This is a genomic window from Portibacter lacus, from assembly GCF_021533215.1.
GTDB classification, from domain to species: Bacteria; Bacteroidota; Bacteroidia; order Chitinophagales; family Saprospiraceae; genus Portibacter; species Portibacter lacus.
Window position 1 is genome coordinate 312,382 of record NZ_JAJNKA010000001.1, and the last position, 18,505, is coordinate 330,886.

At 37.7% G+C, this 18,505-nt stretch carries 9 protein-coding genes; 4 read left to right on the top strand and 5 right to left on the bottom strand.

The genetic code is table 11. The annotated features are described in order from the left end of the window. Positions 1–94 precede the first annotated feature (94 nt). The 3 genes from L2586_RS01125 to L2586_RS01135 all read right to left on the bottom strand — a co-directional run bounded on the left by L2586_RS01125 (position 95) and on the right by L2586_RS01135 (position 4,714). Entirely contained in the window at positions 95–2,539 is a 2,445-nt protein-coding gene (locus tag L2586_RS01125) for a bifunctional UDP-N-acetylmuramoyl-tripeptide:D-alanyl-D-alanine ligase/alanine racemase (protein WP_235290919.1), read from the bottom strand. Then, the gene (gene purD / locus L2586_RS01130; RefSeq protein WP_235290920.1) at positions 2,539–3,807 is read right to left on the bottom strand and encodes a phosphoribosylamine--glycine ligase; all 1,269 of its coding nucleotides are present in this window, start codon (positions 3,805–3,807) and stop codon (positions 2,539–2,541) included. The genes L2586_RS01125 and purD overlap by 1 nt, the downstream gene beginning before the upstream one ends. A gap of 724 nt (positions 3,808–4,531) precedes the next feature. Beyond that, the gene (locus L2586_RS01135; RefSeq protein WP_235290921.1) at positions 4,532–4,714 is read right to left on the bottom strand and encodes a hypothetical protein; all 183 of its coding nucleotides are present in this window, start codon (positions 4,712–4,714) and stop codon (positions 4,532–4,534) included. 198 nt (positions 4,715–4,912) lie between these two features. Between L2586_RS01135 and ruvA the strand changes: the two genes are divergently transcribed. Together ruvA and sov are read left to right on the top strand one after the other, a co-directional pair. Further along, positions 4,913–5,503: a Holliday junction branch migration protein RuvA gene (gene ruvA, locus L2586_RS01140; RefSeq protein ID WP_235290922.1), complete on the top strand. Its 591-nt coding sequence runs from the start codon at positions 4,913–4,915 to the stop codon at positions 5,501–5,503. Positions 5,504–5,555: 52 nt separating this feature from the next. Continuing rightward, entirely contained in the window at positions 5,556–12,929 is a 7,374-nt protein-coding gene (gene sov / locus L2586_RS01145) for a T9SS outer membrane translocon Sov/SprA (protein WP_235290923.1), read from the top strand. A 174-nt stretch (positions 12,930–13,103) separates the two neighbouring features. Here the strand turns inward: sov and L2586_RS01150 are convergent, their stop codons facing one another. Then, on the bottom strand, positions 13,104–15,998 hold the full coding sequence (locus L2586_RS01150; protein ID WP_235290924.1) for an FAD-binding and (Fe-S)-binding domain-containing protein: 2,895 nt from the start codon (positions 15,996–15,998) through the stop codon (positions 13,104–13,106). Between the two features lie 86 nt (positions 15,999–16,084). Between L2586_RS01150 and L2586_RS01155 the strand changes: the two genes are divergently transcribed. Continuing rightward, positions 16,085–16,951 carry a fructosamine kinase family protein gene (locus tag L2586_RS01155; protein WP_235290925.1) on the top strand — a complete coding sequence of 289 codons (867 nt, stop codon included), beginning with the start codon at positions 16,085–16,087 and terminating at the stop codon, positions 16,949–16,951. After that, a complete protein-coding gene (locus tag L2586_RS01160; protein ID WP_235290926.1) occupies positions 16,948–17,826 on the top strand; it encodes a glycosyltransferase family protein in 879 nt (292 codons plus the stop codon). Before L2586_RS01155 ends, L2586_RS01160 begins: the two co-directional genes overlap by 4 nt. Positions 17,827–17,919: 93 nt before the next feature. Here the strand turns inward: L2586_RS01160 and L2586_RS01165 are convergent, their stop codons facing one another. Beyond that, positions 17,920–18,468, bottom strand: coding sequence for a hypothetical protein (locus L2586_RS01165; RefSeq protein WP_235290927.1), 549 nt, complete (start codon positions 18,466–18,468; stop codon positions 17,920–17,922). Positions 18,469–18,505 lie beyond the last annotated feature (37 nt).

Genomic DNA, 18,505 nt, shown 5'->3' on the forward strand with positions numbered 1-18,505 from the left:
TATATAAACAAAGGAATGGTGGGTTGAAAAAATTAAGCACCATGAGAAAAATTGTTAAGCTTAATTACGTTTGATTTTGAGCCTATTTAATAATTTATTCTCTTGTGAAAATTCGATGAATTCTGGTTGATAACCTGGTAAGTATCTCATATGGTATGGTTCCACAGACTTCAGCTAACTTTTCTATCGGCCACTCTTTCCCGAAGATGATTACTTCGTCTCCAACGTTCACATCGATGCCCTTCACATCAATCATGCACATGTCCATACATACATTACCGCGAATTGGCGCAGCCTGACCATTAATGAGGACGCTGTATTGCTCATTGCCAGCATTTCTAGGAAGTCCATCAGCATAACCAATATTAATGGTTGCTATTTTATGAGTCTCTTTGACTTTGTATTTTCGATTATATCCTACAGATTCACCTGCATTCACCTCCTTGATCTGGGCGATCTTCGTCTTTAAAGTTTGTACTTTTTGGAGTTTAGGCTTAAGATTTAGATCATCCGTAAGTCCATGCAGGCCGATACCTAGTCTAACCATTTCATACTGATATTCAGGAAACCTAGAAATGCCATTTGAGTTAAGCATATGCCTTAATGGTTCGTAATCCAGCCCAATAGAAAATAAGGTATACGCTTTTTCGAACCTATTGATTTGTTCCTTAGAGAAATAATCTAAAGAAGGATCATCACTTCCCACCAAATGCGAAAAAATACTCTTAACTACAATGTTTTTATTGTCGTTCAGGCAGGCCAATATGGAAGGGATTTCTTCCATGCTGATTCCTAGTCGATGCATTCCAGTTTCTATCTTTAAGTGGACTTGGTGTACATCATCATCTAGGTAAGAAATGTATTTTTCTAATTGATTCAGACTATAGATCTCTGGTTCCAACTTGTTTTTAACCATAGCAGCAAATCCAGACTCTTCAGGATTCATCACCATTATCGGAGTAGAAATACCTGACTTTCTTAGCTCAACACCTTCATCGATATAGGCTACAGCAATGTAATGAACTCTCTGGTATTCAAGAAAACGAGAAAGTTCTTTACTTCCACTACCATATGCGGAAGCCTTAAGTACGACCATTAACAGGGTATCTTTCTTAAGAAAAGACCGATAGATGGTAAGATTGTGCCGCATGGCTTCTAGGTCAATTTCTAAAATAGTCTGATGGACCTTGATCGCTAAAAGATCAAATATTTGCTCAAGGTTGTATTTTCGAGCTCCTTTTATCAGTACATTTTCATTGTCAAACAGAATCGAAGAAAAGTTATCCACTAATGCTTCGGTGTCTTTAAAATGCAAATGTTCAATTTCAGAATCCAGCGATTTGAGTTTTTCACCTATCGTAATGATTCGATGAATTTGGTGAACTTTAATCATCTCAGAAAGCCGAATCAATGCTTCCGAATTATCTAGTCCAGATTCCTCTATTTGTGAAAGAATGAGCGTGTTTCTATCTTTTTTCTGCTGTTGTTCTAAGATATTGATGGCTGATTCTAATGCACCGAAATCTGAATTATAGGCATCGTTGATCAAGACACAGTTCCTTATGCCTTGCTTCATTTCCAGACGCATTTTTAGTGCTTTTAAATCTGGACATCGTTGTTGAATTCTTGGAATTTGTAATCCTGTTTCTATCGCAGCGATGATCGCAAACACTGCATTCTCTCTAGATATATTGTCTGTGAAAGGAATCGTGAAAGAATCATTATTAATCTTGACTTCATGATCATTATATTGAACAAAGTAAAAGGCACTTTTATCCTTAGTTGACCAAGGTATAAGTTGGCTTAACCGCTTGGAAGAGTGGGAGGTTCTACTGTTCAGATTTTCGTGAACGAGCTCTTGATCTTTGCAATAAATTATCTTTGCTGCTTTTCGAAATAATTGAAGTTTTTCTCTTAGTTTCTCATTTAGAGAAGTAAAGCCCGCACTGTGCGCATCGCCGATATTGCTTATAATACCTATTTCAGGCTGAATAATATACTCTAGATGCCTCATTTCATTTTGCCCTGAGATGCCAGCTTCGAAAATCCCTAATTGATCTTCTTCATTGATTCTCAGAATAGATAATGGAACGCCAAGTTGGGAATTATAACTTTTCGGACTTCTCACAATAGTGAAAAATGGGTCGCATAACTGGAAAAGCCACTCCTTGATTATGGTTTTCCCATTACTACCCGTAATACCTATTGTTCTTAAGTGAAATTTCGTTCGATGATGGATGGCTAATTTCTGAAGTGCTGAAATGACATTTCTCGAGCGTAGGAAATTAGCATCTGGATATAGGTCAATGTTTATGTCTTTTGAGACTAGAAAATTCCTAGTATGCAATTGGTGGTAAGCGAAATCTATATATTGGTGGCCATCTGCATTTTTACCATCGATCGCTAGAAAAAGAACTTTTGGGCCTCTTATTCCTCTTCGTGTATCAAAATAGATATCATTAATATCACCTTGAAAAAGGTTTGGGTTTATTAACTCAGATTGAGTGATCGATTGTATATCGGATATACTATAATTCATTATAGGTCAAAACCGATATCACGTCGAAAATATTTTCCTTCGAATTGAATTTTTTCTGCATTTAACTTACTCTGGGCTAAGGCTTCTTCCTTCGTGTTGCTCATGGAAGTTATTGCAATGACTCTGCCTCCATTCGTTAATACTTGCTTCTCTTTTTTCTGAGTCCCTGCATGAAAGATGATACTACCATCACAATCCTCGATGTTAGTGATCAACTTGCCTTTCTCATATGCTTCTGGATATCCACCCGAAACCAACATGACAGTAGAAGCGGATCTTTCATCAATTTCCAGAGGAGTTTTATCCAGTTCGCCATTACTAAGGTCAATTAAATGTTGCAAGAAATCGCTCTTGATTCTCGGAAGAACAACCTCTGTTTCAGGATCTCCCATTCTAACATTATACTCGATAACTTTAGGTTCGTTGCCTACTTTAATCAAGCCTATAAATACGAATCCTTTATAATCCATTTTACGCGAGTTCAAACCCTGAACGGTAGGTTCTACAACTTGCTGAATTACTTTTTCATATAGTGCCTCATCAATAAATGGAACTGGAGAAACAGCACCCATTCCACCAGTATTAAGACCTGAATCTCCTTCGCCGATTCGCTTATAATCCTTCGCTATAGGAAGTACTTTGTAATCTTTTCCATCGGTAAGAACGAAAACCGAAAACTCGATGCCATCTAGAAAGTCTTCGATGACAATTTTAGAACTTGCCTCTCCGAATTGTCCATCTAACATTTTTCCGAAAGCGGTTATAGCTTCTTCTTGATCATTAATGATTAGCACACCTTTTCCGCCTGCTAGACCATCTGCCTTTAATACAATCGGTGGCGTTTGCTTCTTAATGAATGCGATACCTTCTGCTCGATTCTCTTTTGTGAATTCACCATAACCTGCCGTTGGTATGTTGAATTCTTTCATAAATTCTTTAGCAAATGCTTTGCTACCTTCCAGTCGTGCACCTTCAGATGCAGGTCCTATTATTTTTATATGACTTAATTCCTTTTCATTTCTAAAGAAATCCGTAATTCCAGCAACTAAAGGAGCTTCAGGGCCTACGATAAGCATATCGATTTTGTATTGCAGACAGAAAAGTGCTACTTCTTCAAACTTAAGAGGATTTAGGTCAATGTTGGTTCCATGCTCCATTGTACCTGCATTTCCTGGAGCGATATAAAGTTGATCGCACATCTTGCTTTGACTTATTTTCCATGCGAATGCATGCTCTCGACCTCCACTTCCTAAGATTAAAATGTTCATTGCTATTTGTTCTGATTTCTAAGATCGCAAATATAATTTTTTTTGAGTTAAGAACAGATAGGTGGATTAAATTATGAGCTGTGCGTATAAAGCTGTTGTCGATTTAGCTTCATGATGATTATATAGAAGAGGCGCTACAGGTGACAAGTATAACATTCAGCTCTGCAATCCTAGCCATCACGCCATTCATTTCTCGGCTTACAGATCTTAGTGTTAGTAATCTGCGATCTTAGCGTAATTTGCGGGATACATTTTCACTCTCCATTATTATCTTATCGTAAATATTCAGCTCTGCAATCCTAGCTATCGTGCATATTGTTGCCCGGCTTACAGATCTAAAAGTTAATAATCTGCGATCTTAGCGTAATCTGCGGGATACTTTTTCACTTTCCATAATTATCTTTCTTTAAACATATAGCTCTGCAATCCTAGCCATCGCGCCTTTCGTTGCCCGGCTTACAGATCTAAAATGTTGATAATCTGCGGACTTAGCGTAATCTGCTTTTTCCACTATCCTATAGCCATTATAATCTCACTGTAAACATTCAGCTCTGCAATCCTTGCAATCGTGCCTGTCGTTGCCCGGCTTACAGATCTAAATGTAGATAATCTGCGATCTTAGCGCAATCTGTGGGATACATTTTCACTAACCATAATTATCTTATCGAACACATATAGCTCTGCAATCCTAGCCATCACGCCATTCGTTTCTCGGCTTACAGATCTAAATGTAGATAATCTGCGATCTTAGCGTAATCTGCGGGATAATTTTTTCACTTTCCATTATTATCTCACCGTAAACATATAGCTCTGCAATCCTAGCCATCGCGCATATCGTTTCTCGGCTTACAGATCTAAAATGTTGATAATCTGCGAACTTCGCGTAATTTGCGGGATACTTTTTCACTAACCATAATTATCTTATCGAACACATATAGCTCTGCAATCCTAGCCATCGCGCCTGTCGTTTCTCGGCTTACAGATCTTAGTGTTAATAATCTGCGATCTTAGCGAAATCTGCGGGATACACTATCCACTATCCACTAATTACCCACCTTGGCATACATATTGCAATAAATCGTAATGTGTTCACTAAAATAAGCCTATGTTCGCCTATATAATCGGAAAAATAACTCATAAATCGCCTACGGATATCTATCTGGAAACCAATGGCGTCGGGTATCACCTTCATATCAGTTTGAATACATATTCTGATATTGAACCACTTAATGAAGTGAAACTGTTTACGCACTTTCATGTGAAAGAAGATGCACAAACACTTTATGGATTTTCATCCAATGAAGAAAAGAATATTTTTCAACTTTTAATTTCTGTTTCTGGAGTAGGACCGAATACGGCAAGAATTGTTTTGTCCGCTTTGAAACCGAAGGAAGTACAGAAAGCTATCGTGCATGAAGATGTCCTATCCTTCAACAAAGTCAAAGGTATCGGCCCGAAAACAGCCAAGCGAATTATACTCGATCTCAAGGATAAAGTGATCAAAAATGTCGATGAACAGCTAATTTCTTCTGGACCGAATCACAATACAGACAGAAATGAGGCGTTATCTGCTTTAATTGCCTTAGGGTTTCCAAAAGCAAGCATCGAAAAAATGCTGGATAAAGTCATTTCCGGGTCAGAATCTGACTTAAATGTGGAACAATTAATAAAAGAAGTCTTAAAGCAATTGAGATAAATTTTAAATACACACGTAAAACGAAAGTTTTCGCGTTATGGTAAAGTATTAAATGAAATTGAATATCTATAAATCTACAAGTTTCAAGAGCGAGATGAAGAAAATTACCATGTTTGTGGTGTGCGTGATGTCCATCATACAACTGGCTGCTGGCGGATTTGAAATTCCTGGGCCCTTTGAAAATGCAGACCCTTCTTATCAGATGGCACTGGATACAGTTCCTATTAAAGACCGTACAGGAGATTTCCTAAACAACGGAAGTGAAAATCCTTTCGACCTGAATACCTCTTTAATTACTCAGGAAGTAGAATATGATCCGGAATCCGGTAATTATATTTTAACCGAAAAAATTGGTGACGAGTATTATCGAATGCCAACTTACATGACGTTCAGCGAGTACATGGACTGGAAAGCTAAGCAACAGCAACAAGATTTCTTCAATAAAATGAATGGGATCGATAGCGGGAGCAGAGGAACAAGCGGGAAAATTGACCCAATTTCTAATGTTAATATACAAAGAAACCTAGTAGACCGATTATTCGGAGGGAATGGAATTACGATCAAACCAAAAGGAAACATTGACCTAACCCTACTTGGTTACTACCAAGAAACATTAAATCCAAGTATTCCTAGACGAAGCCAAGTTCAATGGGGACCTGATTTTAAAATGGATATTAAAATGAGTGTCGAGGGAAACATCGGTGATAAGATGAATCTTAATTTCAATTTTAACACTGCCTCAACTTTTAATTTCGATGATAAAGTTAAGTTGGCTTACGATAGTGAGCAATGGAGTGAAGATGAAATCATTAAGAAAGTAGAAGCCGGTAATGTAAGTTTGCCTCTTAGAAGTTCTTTAATTCAAGGTGGGCAGAACTTATTCGGTATTAAGGTGGAATCTCAATGGGGAAAGCTACGTCTTACAACGATTGCTTCTCAAAAAACATCTACTCAAGAAGAATTAACCATTCAATCAGGAGGATTGGCACAAGAATTCGAGGTTAGACCAGATGAGTACGATGCGAATAGGCATTTCTTTATCTCTAATTTTAATAGAAATACTTACGAAAAAGCATTGTCAAATTTGCCGCAGATTACTACTCCTTTTAGGATTACTAAGATGCAGGTCTGGGTTACCAATGATAGAAATGAAACAGACGGACTTAGAAATATAATCGCCCTTGCGGATTTAGGGGTAGGTAATGAAGGTGATTTGACCAATCCTGATGCGATTAATGTTAGCCCGACAGATCCAACTTATACAGATTATACTGGAAATTATACGCTGCCAGATAATAGTGTGAATAACCTATATGATGAAATCGTTAATGACGAATCGGCAAGAGATCAAACCACTGCCTCTACTGTTCTAAGTACAAAATATGGATTAACACAAACCAAAGATTTTGAGGTACTAAAGGCAAGACAATTACAGCCTTCAGAATTTACCTACCACCCAGAACTTGGGTTCATATCATTGAACATTAGACTGCGAGCAAACCAAGTTTTAGCAGTTTCATATCAATATTCCTATTCTTATAATGGATCTGAAGTTTATCAAGTTGGGGAAATGGCGAATGACGTGAATTACGAATTACCTCCCAAAAACTTGTTTACGAGGTTGCTAAAAAATACTACTCAGAATGTAGATGAGCCGAACTGGGACTTAATGATGAAAAACGTTTACTCTATCGGTGCATCTCAAGTAGATCGAGAGAGTTTCAAGTTTGACATTTTCTATGAAGACAACTCGGACGGTTCTCTGAAAAGATATATTCCAAGAGAAGGCTTTTTCAATAAACCTTTACTTGATGTATTTAATCTGGATAAGCTAAATATATACAACGATCCACAACAAGATGGGATTTTTGATTATGTAGAAGGCGTGACTTTTAATACGAGAACAGGAAGTGTGATATTCCCAGTTTTGGAGCCTTTTGGTTCTTCGTTAACCGATTTATTTGGTGATCCAGTATTAGCAGAAGAATTTTCTTATCAAGATTTATATGATAAAACTAAGTTTCAAGCACAAGAGCGACTAGAGCGAAATAGGTTCGTAATGAAAGGGGAATTTAAGTCTAGTGTGTCTTCAGAAATATCCTTAGGAGCATGGAATATTCCGGAAGGTTCTGTTACCGTTCGGGCAGGTTCTCAGACGCTTAGAGAAGGTATAGATTACGAAATAAATTACGGAATAGGACAGATTCGAATTATTAATGATGCATACCTTCAGCAAGGTGTACCTATTCGGGTCTCTTATGAGGATAATTCTCTTTTCTCTCTGAATCAGAAAGGGATGTTAGGTGCTCGTGCAGATTATGAATTCAATAAGAATTTGAATTTGGGAGCGACTTATATGCACCTTTTCGAGAGACCGTATACAGAGAAAGTAAATATAGGAGATGATCCGATTAATAACAGAATAGTTGGTCTTGATATCAATTATAATAATGAGGTTCCTTGGGTAACAAGAGCTCTAGACAGACTTCCGATCTATTCTACTAAAGTCCCTTCTAGCTTAAGTTTTAATGCAGAAGTTGCTGCACTGAAACCTAGTCATGCTAGGGCGATTAATGGTGATGATGATAATGGAGGAATCATTATGTTAGATGATTTCGAAGGTGCGTCGAGTGCTATACCATTAGGAATACAGACGAACCAATGGATTCTTGCCAGTGTACCAGGAGGGAGACCAGATATGTTTCCAGAAGCGGAATTAACGAATGACCTAACCTATGGTTATAATCGTGCGATGCTTAACTGGTATATCATGGAAAGGTCTGGTGTTCGAAATCAAGAGGATGAAAATGATCCGATGACTAGAACGATAGATCTAGATGAATTATTTCCGAATAAAGTAGTACAGCCGGGGTTGTTGAATGATATCTTAACATTTGATATGACCTATTATCCAGATGAAAGAGGGCCTTATAATTTTGATCCACCAAATGGTTCTAACTACTCTCAAGGATCTTTCTGGGATAATGAGGAGAAGAAAATGAAACTTAAAGAGCCTGAAACAAGATGGGGGGGAATCATGAGGTATCTGAACAATACCAATTTTGAGCAAGCAAATGTTGAATTTTTAGAATTTTGGATGCTGAATCCATATACAGAGACTAACAGAAGTGAGCACTTGCCGGATGAAGCAGGTTCTATATTTTTTAATCTAGGTAATGTTTCTGAAGATGTTCTAAGAGATAATCTTCAGTTTTATGAGAATGCAGTCAATGTAGACCCTAATGCTCAGGCACAAATTCCTACCCAAAATACCGTATGGGGTGAAGTACCCTTATCTTCACCAAAGGTTAATGGATTTGACCAAAATAATAGAGAAATACAAGATATTGGTCTAGATGGTTTAGAAGATGGTCAAGAACGTGAATTTTATAGGGATTATATAGAAGCCGTACTTGCTACGAACCCACTAGCGGAAGTAAGAGATGATCCATCAAATGATAACTTTGCAGATTTTCTGGATGAAAGTATTTTTCCTAATGGTACAAGTGTCCTAGAAAGATATAGTCGATTTAATGGGCCTCAAGGGAATGCACCTAATCCGCAGACAAATAGAATTCAACGTGGAAATCCTCAGCCAGACGCGGAGGACCTTAACAATAATAGATCTCTAGATCAAGGTGAAAGTTACTATGAATATGAAGTGAAACTGTTTAATCAGAATGGAGAAATTGATGAAGATGCTGCAAAATATGTGACAGAATCAAGAGTGCTAGATAAAGATAAATCGAGATGGTATCGTTTTAGAATTCCATTAAGTGATGGAGTAGCTGTTAATGGTATACAAGGTTTCCAATCGATCCAGTTTATTAGAATGTACATGAAGGGGTTCACTACTCAGAAAACATTCAGAATGGCAGATTTTCAGTTGATCAGGAATCAATGGAGAAGATATGTTCCGAATTGTGGTGACGGTATTAATCCAGTTGACTTTTCAGTGGATAAAGTGAGTATAGAAGAAAATAGTTCTAGATTGCCATTTAATTATGTACTACCTCCAGGAATTAAGAGAGAAAGAGTACAGACCAGTTATGCGCAGCTTCCACAGGATGAGCGTTCTATGGCTTTAAATTTCAAGAACTTAGTTAACGATAATTTGAATGAATTTTGCGAAGCGAGTATTATTAAGTTGACCACTGTGGATCTTAGGGTTTTCGAGAAATTGCAAATGTTTATTCATGCTGAGTCCGCGCAGGATATTCCAGAAGGCGATCTTAGTGTATTTATTAGGATTGGAAAGGATTTTACAGATAATTTCTATGAATATGTCATCCCGATAAAGCAATCTGACCCAGATCAACCTGGTTCTGTAAACGATCCATCGGCCATTTGGCTTACGGAGAATATGCTCGATATTAATCTGAGTGACTTTACAGATGTGAAAAAGCTCAGAAATATAGAAGGCGCAGACTTTCAAGAAATTTTCCCAGCACAGTCAGTGCCTGATCCTGAAAAACGAGCTTATATTAAGGGGAATCCGAGTTTGGGATATATTAAAGGGATTCAGATAGGTGTAAGAAACTCTTCGGATACGAATACGCCTCTAGAAGGATCCGTGTGGGTGAATGAATTAAGAATGAGTGGATTAGATGAGCGTGGTGGTGTAGCAGGACTTGCAAGAATGGATCTTCAGATGGCCGATCTAGGTAACTTAACGTTGTCTGGTTCGTTTAATACGATCGGATTCGGTGCGCTAGATCAGAAACTAGATGCAAGAAGTAAGGAAAATGTCAGAGAATATGACATTGCTACAAATCTTGAGTTAGGTAAATTCTTACCAACAAACTTTAGAATTAACCTTCCTTTTTATGCTCAATATGCTAATGTAACAAGTACACCTCAATTTGATCCATATGACCTGGATCTAACTGTAAAGGAGAAAATTGCTGCCCAGCCTGAGTTAAAGGATGAAATTCTAGACTTAGCAGTGGATCAGACGACCATTAAAACACTAAACCTTACGAATGTTAGGAAGCAAAGGAATCCAGAGAATACTCGGAAACCGATGCCGTGGGATATTTCTAATTTTAGTGCGAGTTATGCAATTACTGAAATCGAAAAGAAAGATCCTATCATTCAGTCCGATCAGACTAGCGACCAGCGTGGTGCTCTGGACTATAATTATAGTAGAAATGTAAAATACATAGAGCCTTTTAAAGGAGTATCTAATAAGAATCTTAAGTTCATAAAAGAGATTAATTTTAATCTACTCCCTAATTCATTCACATTTAATACACAATTAAAAAAGTATAAGAATGAACGGAAGTATAGGTTGCCTGAAGAATTTGATTATAGATTTTTCGATCAAAGATTTACTTGGGATAGAAGGTATAATCTGCAATGGGATTTAACGAAGTCCTTAGGGCTAAGTTTTTCTGCGGATAACTTAGGTGTCGTAGATGAACTGAGACAAGTAGGACTGGCAGACAATGCGGAAATCGTAGATGAAAGAGGAGAATTCAGAGGGAAAGTGGGCGAAGTATCTGAGAGAGAGATAAGAGATTATACGACGAATAATATAAGAAATGGAGGTCGTACGAAATCTTATTCTCATAATCTGAATGTGAATTACAATGTTCCGCTTAAGAATATTCCAATTTTAGATTTTGCGTCTTTGAAGGCGCAGTACAATGCAGATTTCTATTGGGAAGCCGCTTCATTGAATGTTGATTCACTTGGTAATGTAATTCAGAATGGACAGAATAGGCAGGTGAACTTAAACTTTGATTTTGAAAAGTTATATAAGAAATCTGGATATCTTAAAAAGATAGAGGGCGGTAAAAGTAATGCTAGAACTGCTGCGAGATCAAGAGCCAGAGGACGAACTACAGAGAAGGCTGATAGCAAAGATAAAGACGGGAAAGAAGAAAAGAAAAAGGAAAGAGAAGTTAGTGTAGTTGAAAAGGCAATGATAAGGCCTTTGCTCTTACTACGGGATGTGAAATTAACGTATAAGGAGGATTTGTCAACAACGGTTCCAGGCTTCGTTAATCAAACAAGTATTCTGGGGATGAATCCAGATTTTAGTTCTCCAGGTTGGGATTTCGTAGCCGGATTGCAACCTAATATTAACCCAACTAACAAGTCGAATTGGCTTTATAAAGGAGCGGAGCAAGGATGGTTCAGTGAAAGTAGATTCTTGAATCAACAATTGAATCAGACCCAACAGCAAAATTTCGAAGCTAGGATAGAATTAGAGCCGTTTAAGGATTTTGAAATTGACATCAATTTTAGAAAACGATATAGTCAGAATCACCTAGAGGAATTTAAGAATTTAGGAACTCCAGGAAATCTTGACTTCCAACAATTAGCATTGAATGATATCGGATCTTTCGAGGTGACGTATTTCTCATTGAATACCTTCTTCAATGATAATTACCAAGATATGTTCAATAATTTTCAGTCGAGCAGGGCCATAATATCTGAACGTCTAGCCGTGAGAGCAGCAGAAAGAGGTGTGCCAGATGCACTAGAAGCGCATCCTGATGATCCTAATTATTATCAAGGATTAGGAAGACAGTCTGATCAAGTATTAGTACCTGCATTTATAGCGAATTATACAGGAATCAGTCCTAATGATGTAGATCTTGATTATGTAGAGAAAATAAGTGCACTTAAGTATATTCCGGCACCGAACTGGGATATTAATTATAACGGATTGTCGAAGCTGGGTATGTTTAAGGATATTTTCTCAAGTTTCAGTATCAAGCACGGTTACAAATCAGTGATGAGGGTTAATAATTTTAATTCTGATCCAGTTTATAATAATCTTTTGATTCAGGATGATCCTTTAGCAATATATAGTGAGTTAGAACAACAGTCTCAGAATTACTATTCTAGATTGGAAATTCCACAACTTACGATTTCAGAACAATTCGCACCTTTGATCGGGATCGATGTGAAAACGAAAACCGATATGAACTTGAATTTTGAGTATCGAAAATCAAGAGAGTTAGGGATGAATTTTAATGGAAAGGAATTAGTGAATCAGAATTCAGAGGAGATCATATTTGGTTTTGGATATACCTTTGAAAATATTGATATTCCATTTTTAACCAGATCAGGTGGAAAGAAAAAGAGCAAGTCTAGAAAAGATGATGGAAAAGAGAAGATTCTTCAGTTAGGAAAATCGGGAAAGATTACGGATAATCGTGGCCAAGAGATGCTTGTAAATGTGGATTTCTCTTTCAGAGATGATGAGACTTGGAACTTCAATATAGATGGAGAGCAGTTGAGAACTAGAGGATCTACTTCTGTGAGAATAAATCCTTCTGTAGAATATGATGTAAGTCAGACACTAGCATTGAGATTGTTTTTCGATTATAGTAAGACCATACCTAAAATTACCTCTTCATATGAGTTGACGAATATGCAAGGTGGTATTACGATTCGATTCAAGTTGAACTAAAAAAAAAATCCTGTGTGGAAATGAAATCCTGCACAGGATTTTTTATGAATGATGTCATCGCATGGATTGCTAACATCATGAAATGGTGGTAATCGATCTGACAGCGCTAGGAGCGATGTTAGATCTTTTCATGTAACAATGATGTCATCGCTTAGAGCGCTAACATCAGACTTTTTACTCACCTACCAAAGCATCAAACAGTATTTCCACTGGATGTTGACTATCTCGGGCAATTCCATCTTTAATTTGATGACGGCAAGATGTACCCGCTGCAGCTACAATTGCGCTAGGGGAAGCCTCTTTAATCGCAGGAAATAATACATCGTTTCCGATCTTCATACTAATTTCAAAATGTTCTTTTTCATATCCGAAAGATCCAGCCATGCCGCAACAACCTGAAGGAATAATACTTACCTTATGATTCGCAGGCAGTGATAAGATATGCGCTGTGAAATCGATAGAGGACAAAGCCTTCTGATGGCAATGACCATGAACTAAAATCTCGCGCTGATGCTTATCAAATTGACCGGAATTAATATTTCCAGACTCTACTTCCTGAAAGAGAAACTCTTCGATGGTAAGTACATGATCTTTAAGCGCCTCAGCTTTTGTGATCAATTCTTCAGAAACAATTTTCGGATATTCATCTCTAAATCCAAGAATGGCCGACGGTTCGATACCGATGAGTGGCACATCTTTACTGATAAGTTCGGAAAATATGTGAACGTTCTCGTTTGCACACTTTTTTGCAAGGTCGAGAAAGCCTTTCGAAAATGCAGCTCTCCCTGATTCAGGGTGGTCCACAGTACGAATTTCATAACCTAAAACGTCTAATAGTTTCACGGCTTTGATACCTACTTTGGGATCATTAAAGTTCGTAAACTCGTCTATAAATAGATAAACAGGCTTCAGTTTCTTACCGGTACTTGCTTTAAATTTATTATTGATAAATTTCTTCAAACTCATTCGGCTAGCAGAAGGTAGATTTCTTTCGGGCGCAATCCCTAGACCTTTCTTTAATAAAGATAAATTCATCGCCCAGCCACTCAATGGCTGAAAAGCACTAGCTAATTTGTTAGCAGCGTTAATATTGGCAAATAATCGACTCCTAAAACTAAAGCCTTTCGTTTTCTGGTATTGATAGAGAAATTCAGATTTTAGTACCGTCATATCCACGTTAGAAGGACATTCCGTTCCACATGCTTTGCAAGACAAGCATAAATCCAACACCTCTTTTATTTCTTCACTTTCGAAGGGTTTACTCGCGTCTTCTGGATGGCTAAGGAAGTTTCTTAATGCATTAGCTCTTGCTCTAGTTGTGTGTTTCTCATCTCTTGTTGCGCGAAAAGATGGACACATTGTACCTCCTGAAAAACTTAATTTTCGGCAGTCTCCTGAACCATTGCATTTCTCAGCAGCTCGAATCATACCATCCGTTTCATTAAATCTAAAGATGGTGGAAGGTTCTTCGATAACTTCCTCCGGTACATATCTCAAAGAAGAGGTCATCGGTGCAGCACCTACAATTTTCCCAGGATTAAAGATGTTATTAGGATCCCAAGTCTGTTTTATTTGCTTGAATATTTCATAGACTTGTTCGCCTACCATTAACGGTATGAATTCAGCTCTAACTCGACCATCTCCGTGTTCACCACTTAGTGAACCGTTATATTTCTTAACCAGCAATGCCGTTGCTTTCGTAATTTCATAAAACAAGTCTACATCCTTCTGTTTCTTTAGATCCAAGATGGGACGGAGGTGAATTTCCCCAGCCCCAGCGTGCGCATAAAATACTGCTTGCTGACCGAATTCCTTCATCAACACTTCGAATTCAGCGATGTAATCAGCAAGATCTTCGATCCTTACGGCCGTGTCTTCTATGCAGGCAACGGCTTTGGGTTCTCCTGGAAGATTCGCTAAAACTCCTAATCCTGCAGCTCTTAATTCAGTGACCTTGAGATCATCAGGAGCAAAAACTTTTGGATTTGCGTAGGCGTGCGTTTCATTCGTGATGGTCTCCGAAAATTGACCTATAATTTCCTGAAGAGCTTCCGCGGAAGTCCGATTAAACTGAACCATTAGGACTGCTTGCGGATCACCTTGAATAAAAAATCTATTTTTTTGCTGCTGCTTATTTGCCTTCGTACAATCTAGGATGACCTTGTCCATTAATTCGCAAATATCAGGCTCGAAACTCATGATTAAAGGAATCGCAGTCATTGCGTCATGGACACTATTAAAGTGCGGACAAAACATTACCCGCTCAGCTCCAGGCAGTGGATCCAATGATAATTTCACAGCTGTCGTAAACGCAAGTGTGCCTTCAGAGCCAGCAAGCAAAGAGCAGACATTAAGATTCGAAAGCAAGGCGTCAAGTGCGTATCCTGTATTCCGTCTGCTCACTTCCGGGTGAGGAAAATTCTTAGTTATGAGTTCGTTAATTTCGGGAGTGTCGTAGATGTCAGCGATATGGGAATAAATCTGACCTTCTAATGTTGCCTCATTGGCTTTTCTACGAATATTCTCTAGGTCAATATTAGAAAAGTGAGCTGTCGATCCATCAGAAAGAATCACTTTCATTTCGAGGACGTGATCTCTTGTGGAACCGTATTTGATAGAAGTCGATCCACAAGAATTGTTCCCCACCATTCCGCCGATCATACATCGATTAGCGGTAGAGGTATTTGGTCCGAAATGCAAGCTATGTGGTTTTAGGAAATGATTTAGTTCATCTCTTATGACTCCTGGCTCTACCCAAATGGTCCTCGCTTCTGCATCTAAATCCAAAATCTGGTTAAAATTCCTAGAAGTATCGATGACAATTCCTTTTCCGACACATTGTCCCGCGAGTGATGTTCCAGCAGCTCTTGGAATGACCGGTATTTTATGATCAGAACAAAATCGGATAATCTTTTCTATATCTCGACTGTTTTTAGGAATGGCAACAGCATCCGGGTATTCTTGGTATACGGATGCATCGGTAGCATATATTTTTTGAGAAAGGTTATCCGTCAAGAGTTCGCCTTCGAGTTGGGTTTTTAGTTTTTCTAAATTTGAAACTATATTCATTGGTGCTAAAGTTGTAAAAGGGGGTAAGATATGGATTAATAGCATTTTCATAGATTTGAGTTTAGAATTAATTGTCACATTTGTGTATGGAACCGAGTTTTATAGAATATTTAAGCAAGGAAATTGGTGAAACGGTAATGGAAGTTTCTACGGTTTCTGGAGGTGATATATCCGAAGCTTACTTGCTGAAATCTACCCATGGTTCTTACTTTTGCAAGGTCAATGCAGAGGCATTGGGACTAGATTTATTCAAGTGCGAGCAAGAAGGATTAGATGCAATTAGTGAACTAGCTTGCCTGAAGACACCGAGCGTAATATCTTCTGGAAAATACGAAAGTTCAGCGTTTTTATTAATGGAATACATTGAGGAAGGAGAGAAAAGCACAAGTTCAATGGCTAAATTAGGTCGATCGCTTGCTGAGATGCATATGAAGAACGCAGAACCTAAATTTGGCTGGAAGCGAGACAATTATATTGGAAGTTTGGTGCAAAAGAATAGCTGGAAAGAAGATTGGATATCGTTTTTTGTAGAGGAGAGACTAGAAGTTCAGTTGAGGTTGGCGATCGATAATCAATATTTGGAAAGGAAAGTTTTACCTAGCATTACACAGTTGAAAGCCTTTTGCAATGATCATTTTCCTACAGTAAAACCTGGGTTATTGCATGGCGATCTATGGAGTGGAAATTATTTGATTTCAAGAAATGGTGATCCATATTTAATAGATCCAGCAGTATACTATGGACATTTTGAAGTAGATTTGGCAATGACGGAATTGTTCGGAGGTTTTGATGGTCAATTTTATAGCGCTTATTACGAACATAATCCGAGAATACCAGAATATGTGGTCCGAAGAGATCTTTACCAATTGTATTATTATTTAGTTCATTTGAATATATTCGGGCGTTCGTATTTTACACCAGTTATGAAAACAATTAGAAAATATTTCCAATGAAGGTAAGCGGATTCACTTTTATAAAAGATGCATTAACCTATGATTATCCAATTTTAGAGGCTATACATTCGGTATTGCCGATCTGCGATGAGTTTGTTGTTGCTGTAGGGAAGTCTTCAGATGAAACGCTGGCATTAATTAAGTCCATTGATTCTAGCAAGATTAAGATTATAGAAACAGTATGGGATGAGACGATGCGTGAGGGTGGGAGAGTGCTGGCCATTGAGACGGATAAGGCATTTCAGGCAATTGCTAAGGATGCTGATTGGGCTTTCTATATTCAAGGTGATGAAGTGATCCATGAAAAATACTTAGACATTGTGAAAGCAGCCATGACGGAGTATCAAGATAATAAGAAGGTGGATGGATTTCTGTTCAATTACCAGCACTTTTATGGCTCCTATGATTACATCGGCACTTCTTCGAATTGGTATACACATGAAATTAGGGTTGTCCGAAACTTACCTAGTATTTATTCCTATAGAGATGCACAAGGATTCCGAAAAGGAGAGAATGAGAAATTGAATGTAATTCCTATAGATGCTTATATCTATCATTATGGCTGGGTAAAGCCACCAGAAGCGATGCAGCGAAAGCAGTTAAATTTCAATAAATATTGGCATAATGATGACTGGATTAAGGATAATGTAGAGAAAGTTGAAGCTTATGATTATGAAGGCCATGTTCAAGAGTTAGCATTATTTACTGGAGATCATCCAGAAGTGATGAAGAACAGAATTGAAAAATTGAATTGGAAATTTGATCATGATATTTCATTTAATCGAACGAAACGAAAGGATAAGATCAAAAGATTCTTGAAACGATATTTGGGGTTAGATTTCTCGTATAAGAATTATGAGATTATTAAGCGGTGATAGAAAAGCATTGGGACTTTAAGACTCCTAAAATTTTGGATAAGCTCTAATTTAGCATTGAATGCTAACCTGGAGAAGTAAACGTTTATCAACTTAACTACCAATCCTCTCATTCACTTCCTTCGCTATCCATAAAGCTTGATCAGGGACGTAGAAGCCTTTGATTAGTCTTTCATCTAACGGTTCTAGATCATCTATCATAAGCGAATATTTTTCTTTGCCTAGAGCCCTGACTTTATTCACGTATAATTTATTAACGTCTTCTATGAGATAACTCCGAGTTAAAGATCTATAGCTGAAAAAAGCAGGATGAAAAATAGTGAGTTTATCTTCAGTAAGTTTGATTTCTATGGCTGACCGTATTTCCCAAGTTGCTATCATTGCAAGTCCACCACCTATGACTAAAGTAGTAAAGGAAGCAAAGAAAAACCCTACTTTAAATAGGAAGTGATGGATGTATTCATGAACTAAAAATGGGATAACAATTGATAAGAGCAACAAGATAATCCCGATGACTAGGTATCTCCATGAACGAGTAACGAGGACTTTAGGGATTTTAATAATAAGGGAATTTCCTTCGGACTCGAATATCTTAAGGCCGCTATTATTACCAGAACCTGATATATGATAGACTTCTTTCATGAAGGCTTAAAGTTGTGATCTCTTAACATTTAAAATA

Excerpts from the sequence above, each read along its gene's own strand:
- L2586_RS01160 (WP_235290926.1), top strand. The coding sequence starts at position 16,948 with ATGAAGGTAAGCGGATTCACTTTTATAAAAGATGCATTAACCTATGAT.
- L2586_RS01150 (WP_235290924.1), bottom strand. The coding sequence starts at position 15,998 with ATGAATATAGTTTCAAATTTAGAAAAACTAAAAACCCAACTCGAAGGC.
- L2586_RS01155 (WP_235290925.1), top strand. The coding sequence starts at position 16,085 with ATGGAACCGAGTTTTATAGAATATTTAAGCAAGGAAATTGGTGAAACG.
- L2586_RS01165 (WP_235290927.1), bottom strand. The coding sequence starts at position 18,468 with ATGAAAGAAGTCTATCATATATCAGGTTCTGGTAATAATAGCGGCCTT.
- ruvA (WP_235290922.1), top strand. The coding sequence starts at position 4,913 with ATGTTCGCCTATATAATCGGAAAAATAACTCATAAATCGCCTACGGAT.
- L2586_RS01125 (WP_235290919.1), bottom strand. The coding sequence starts at position 2,539 with ATGAATTATAGTATATCCGATATACAATCGATCACTCAATCTGAGTTA.
- purD (WP_235290920.1), bottom strand. The coding sequence starts at position 3,807 with ATGAACATTTTAATCTTAGGAAGTGGAGGTCGAGAGCATGCATTCGCA.
- sov (WP_235290923.1), top strand. The coding sequence starts at position 5,556 with ATGAAATTGAATATCTATAAATCTACAAGTTTCAAGAGCGAGATGAAG.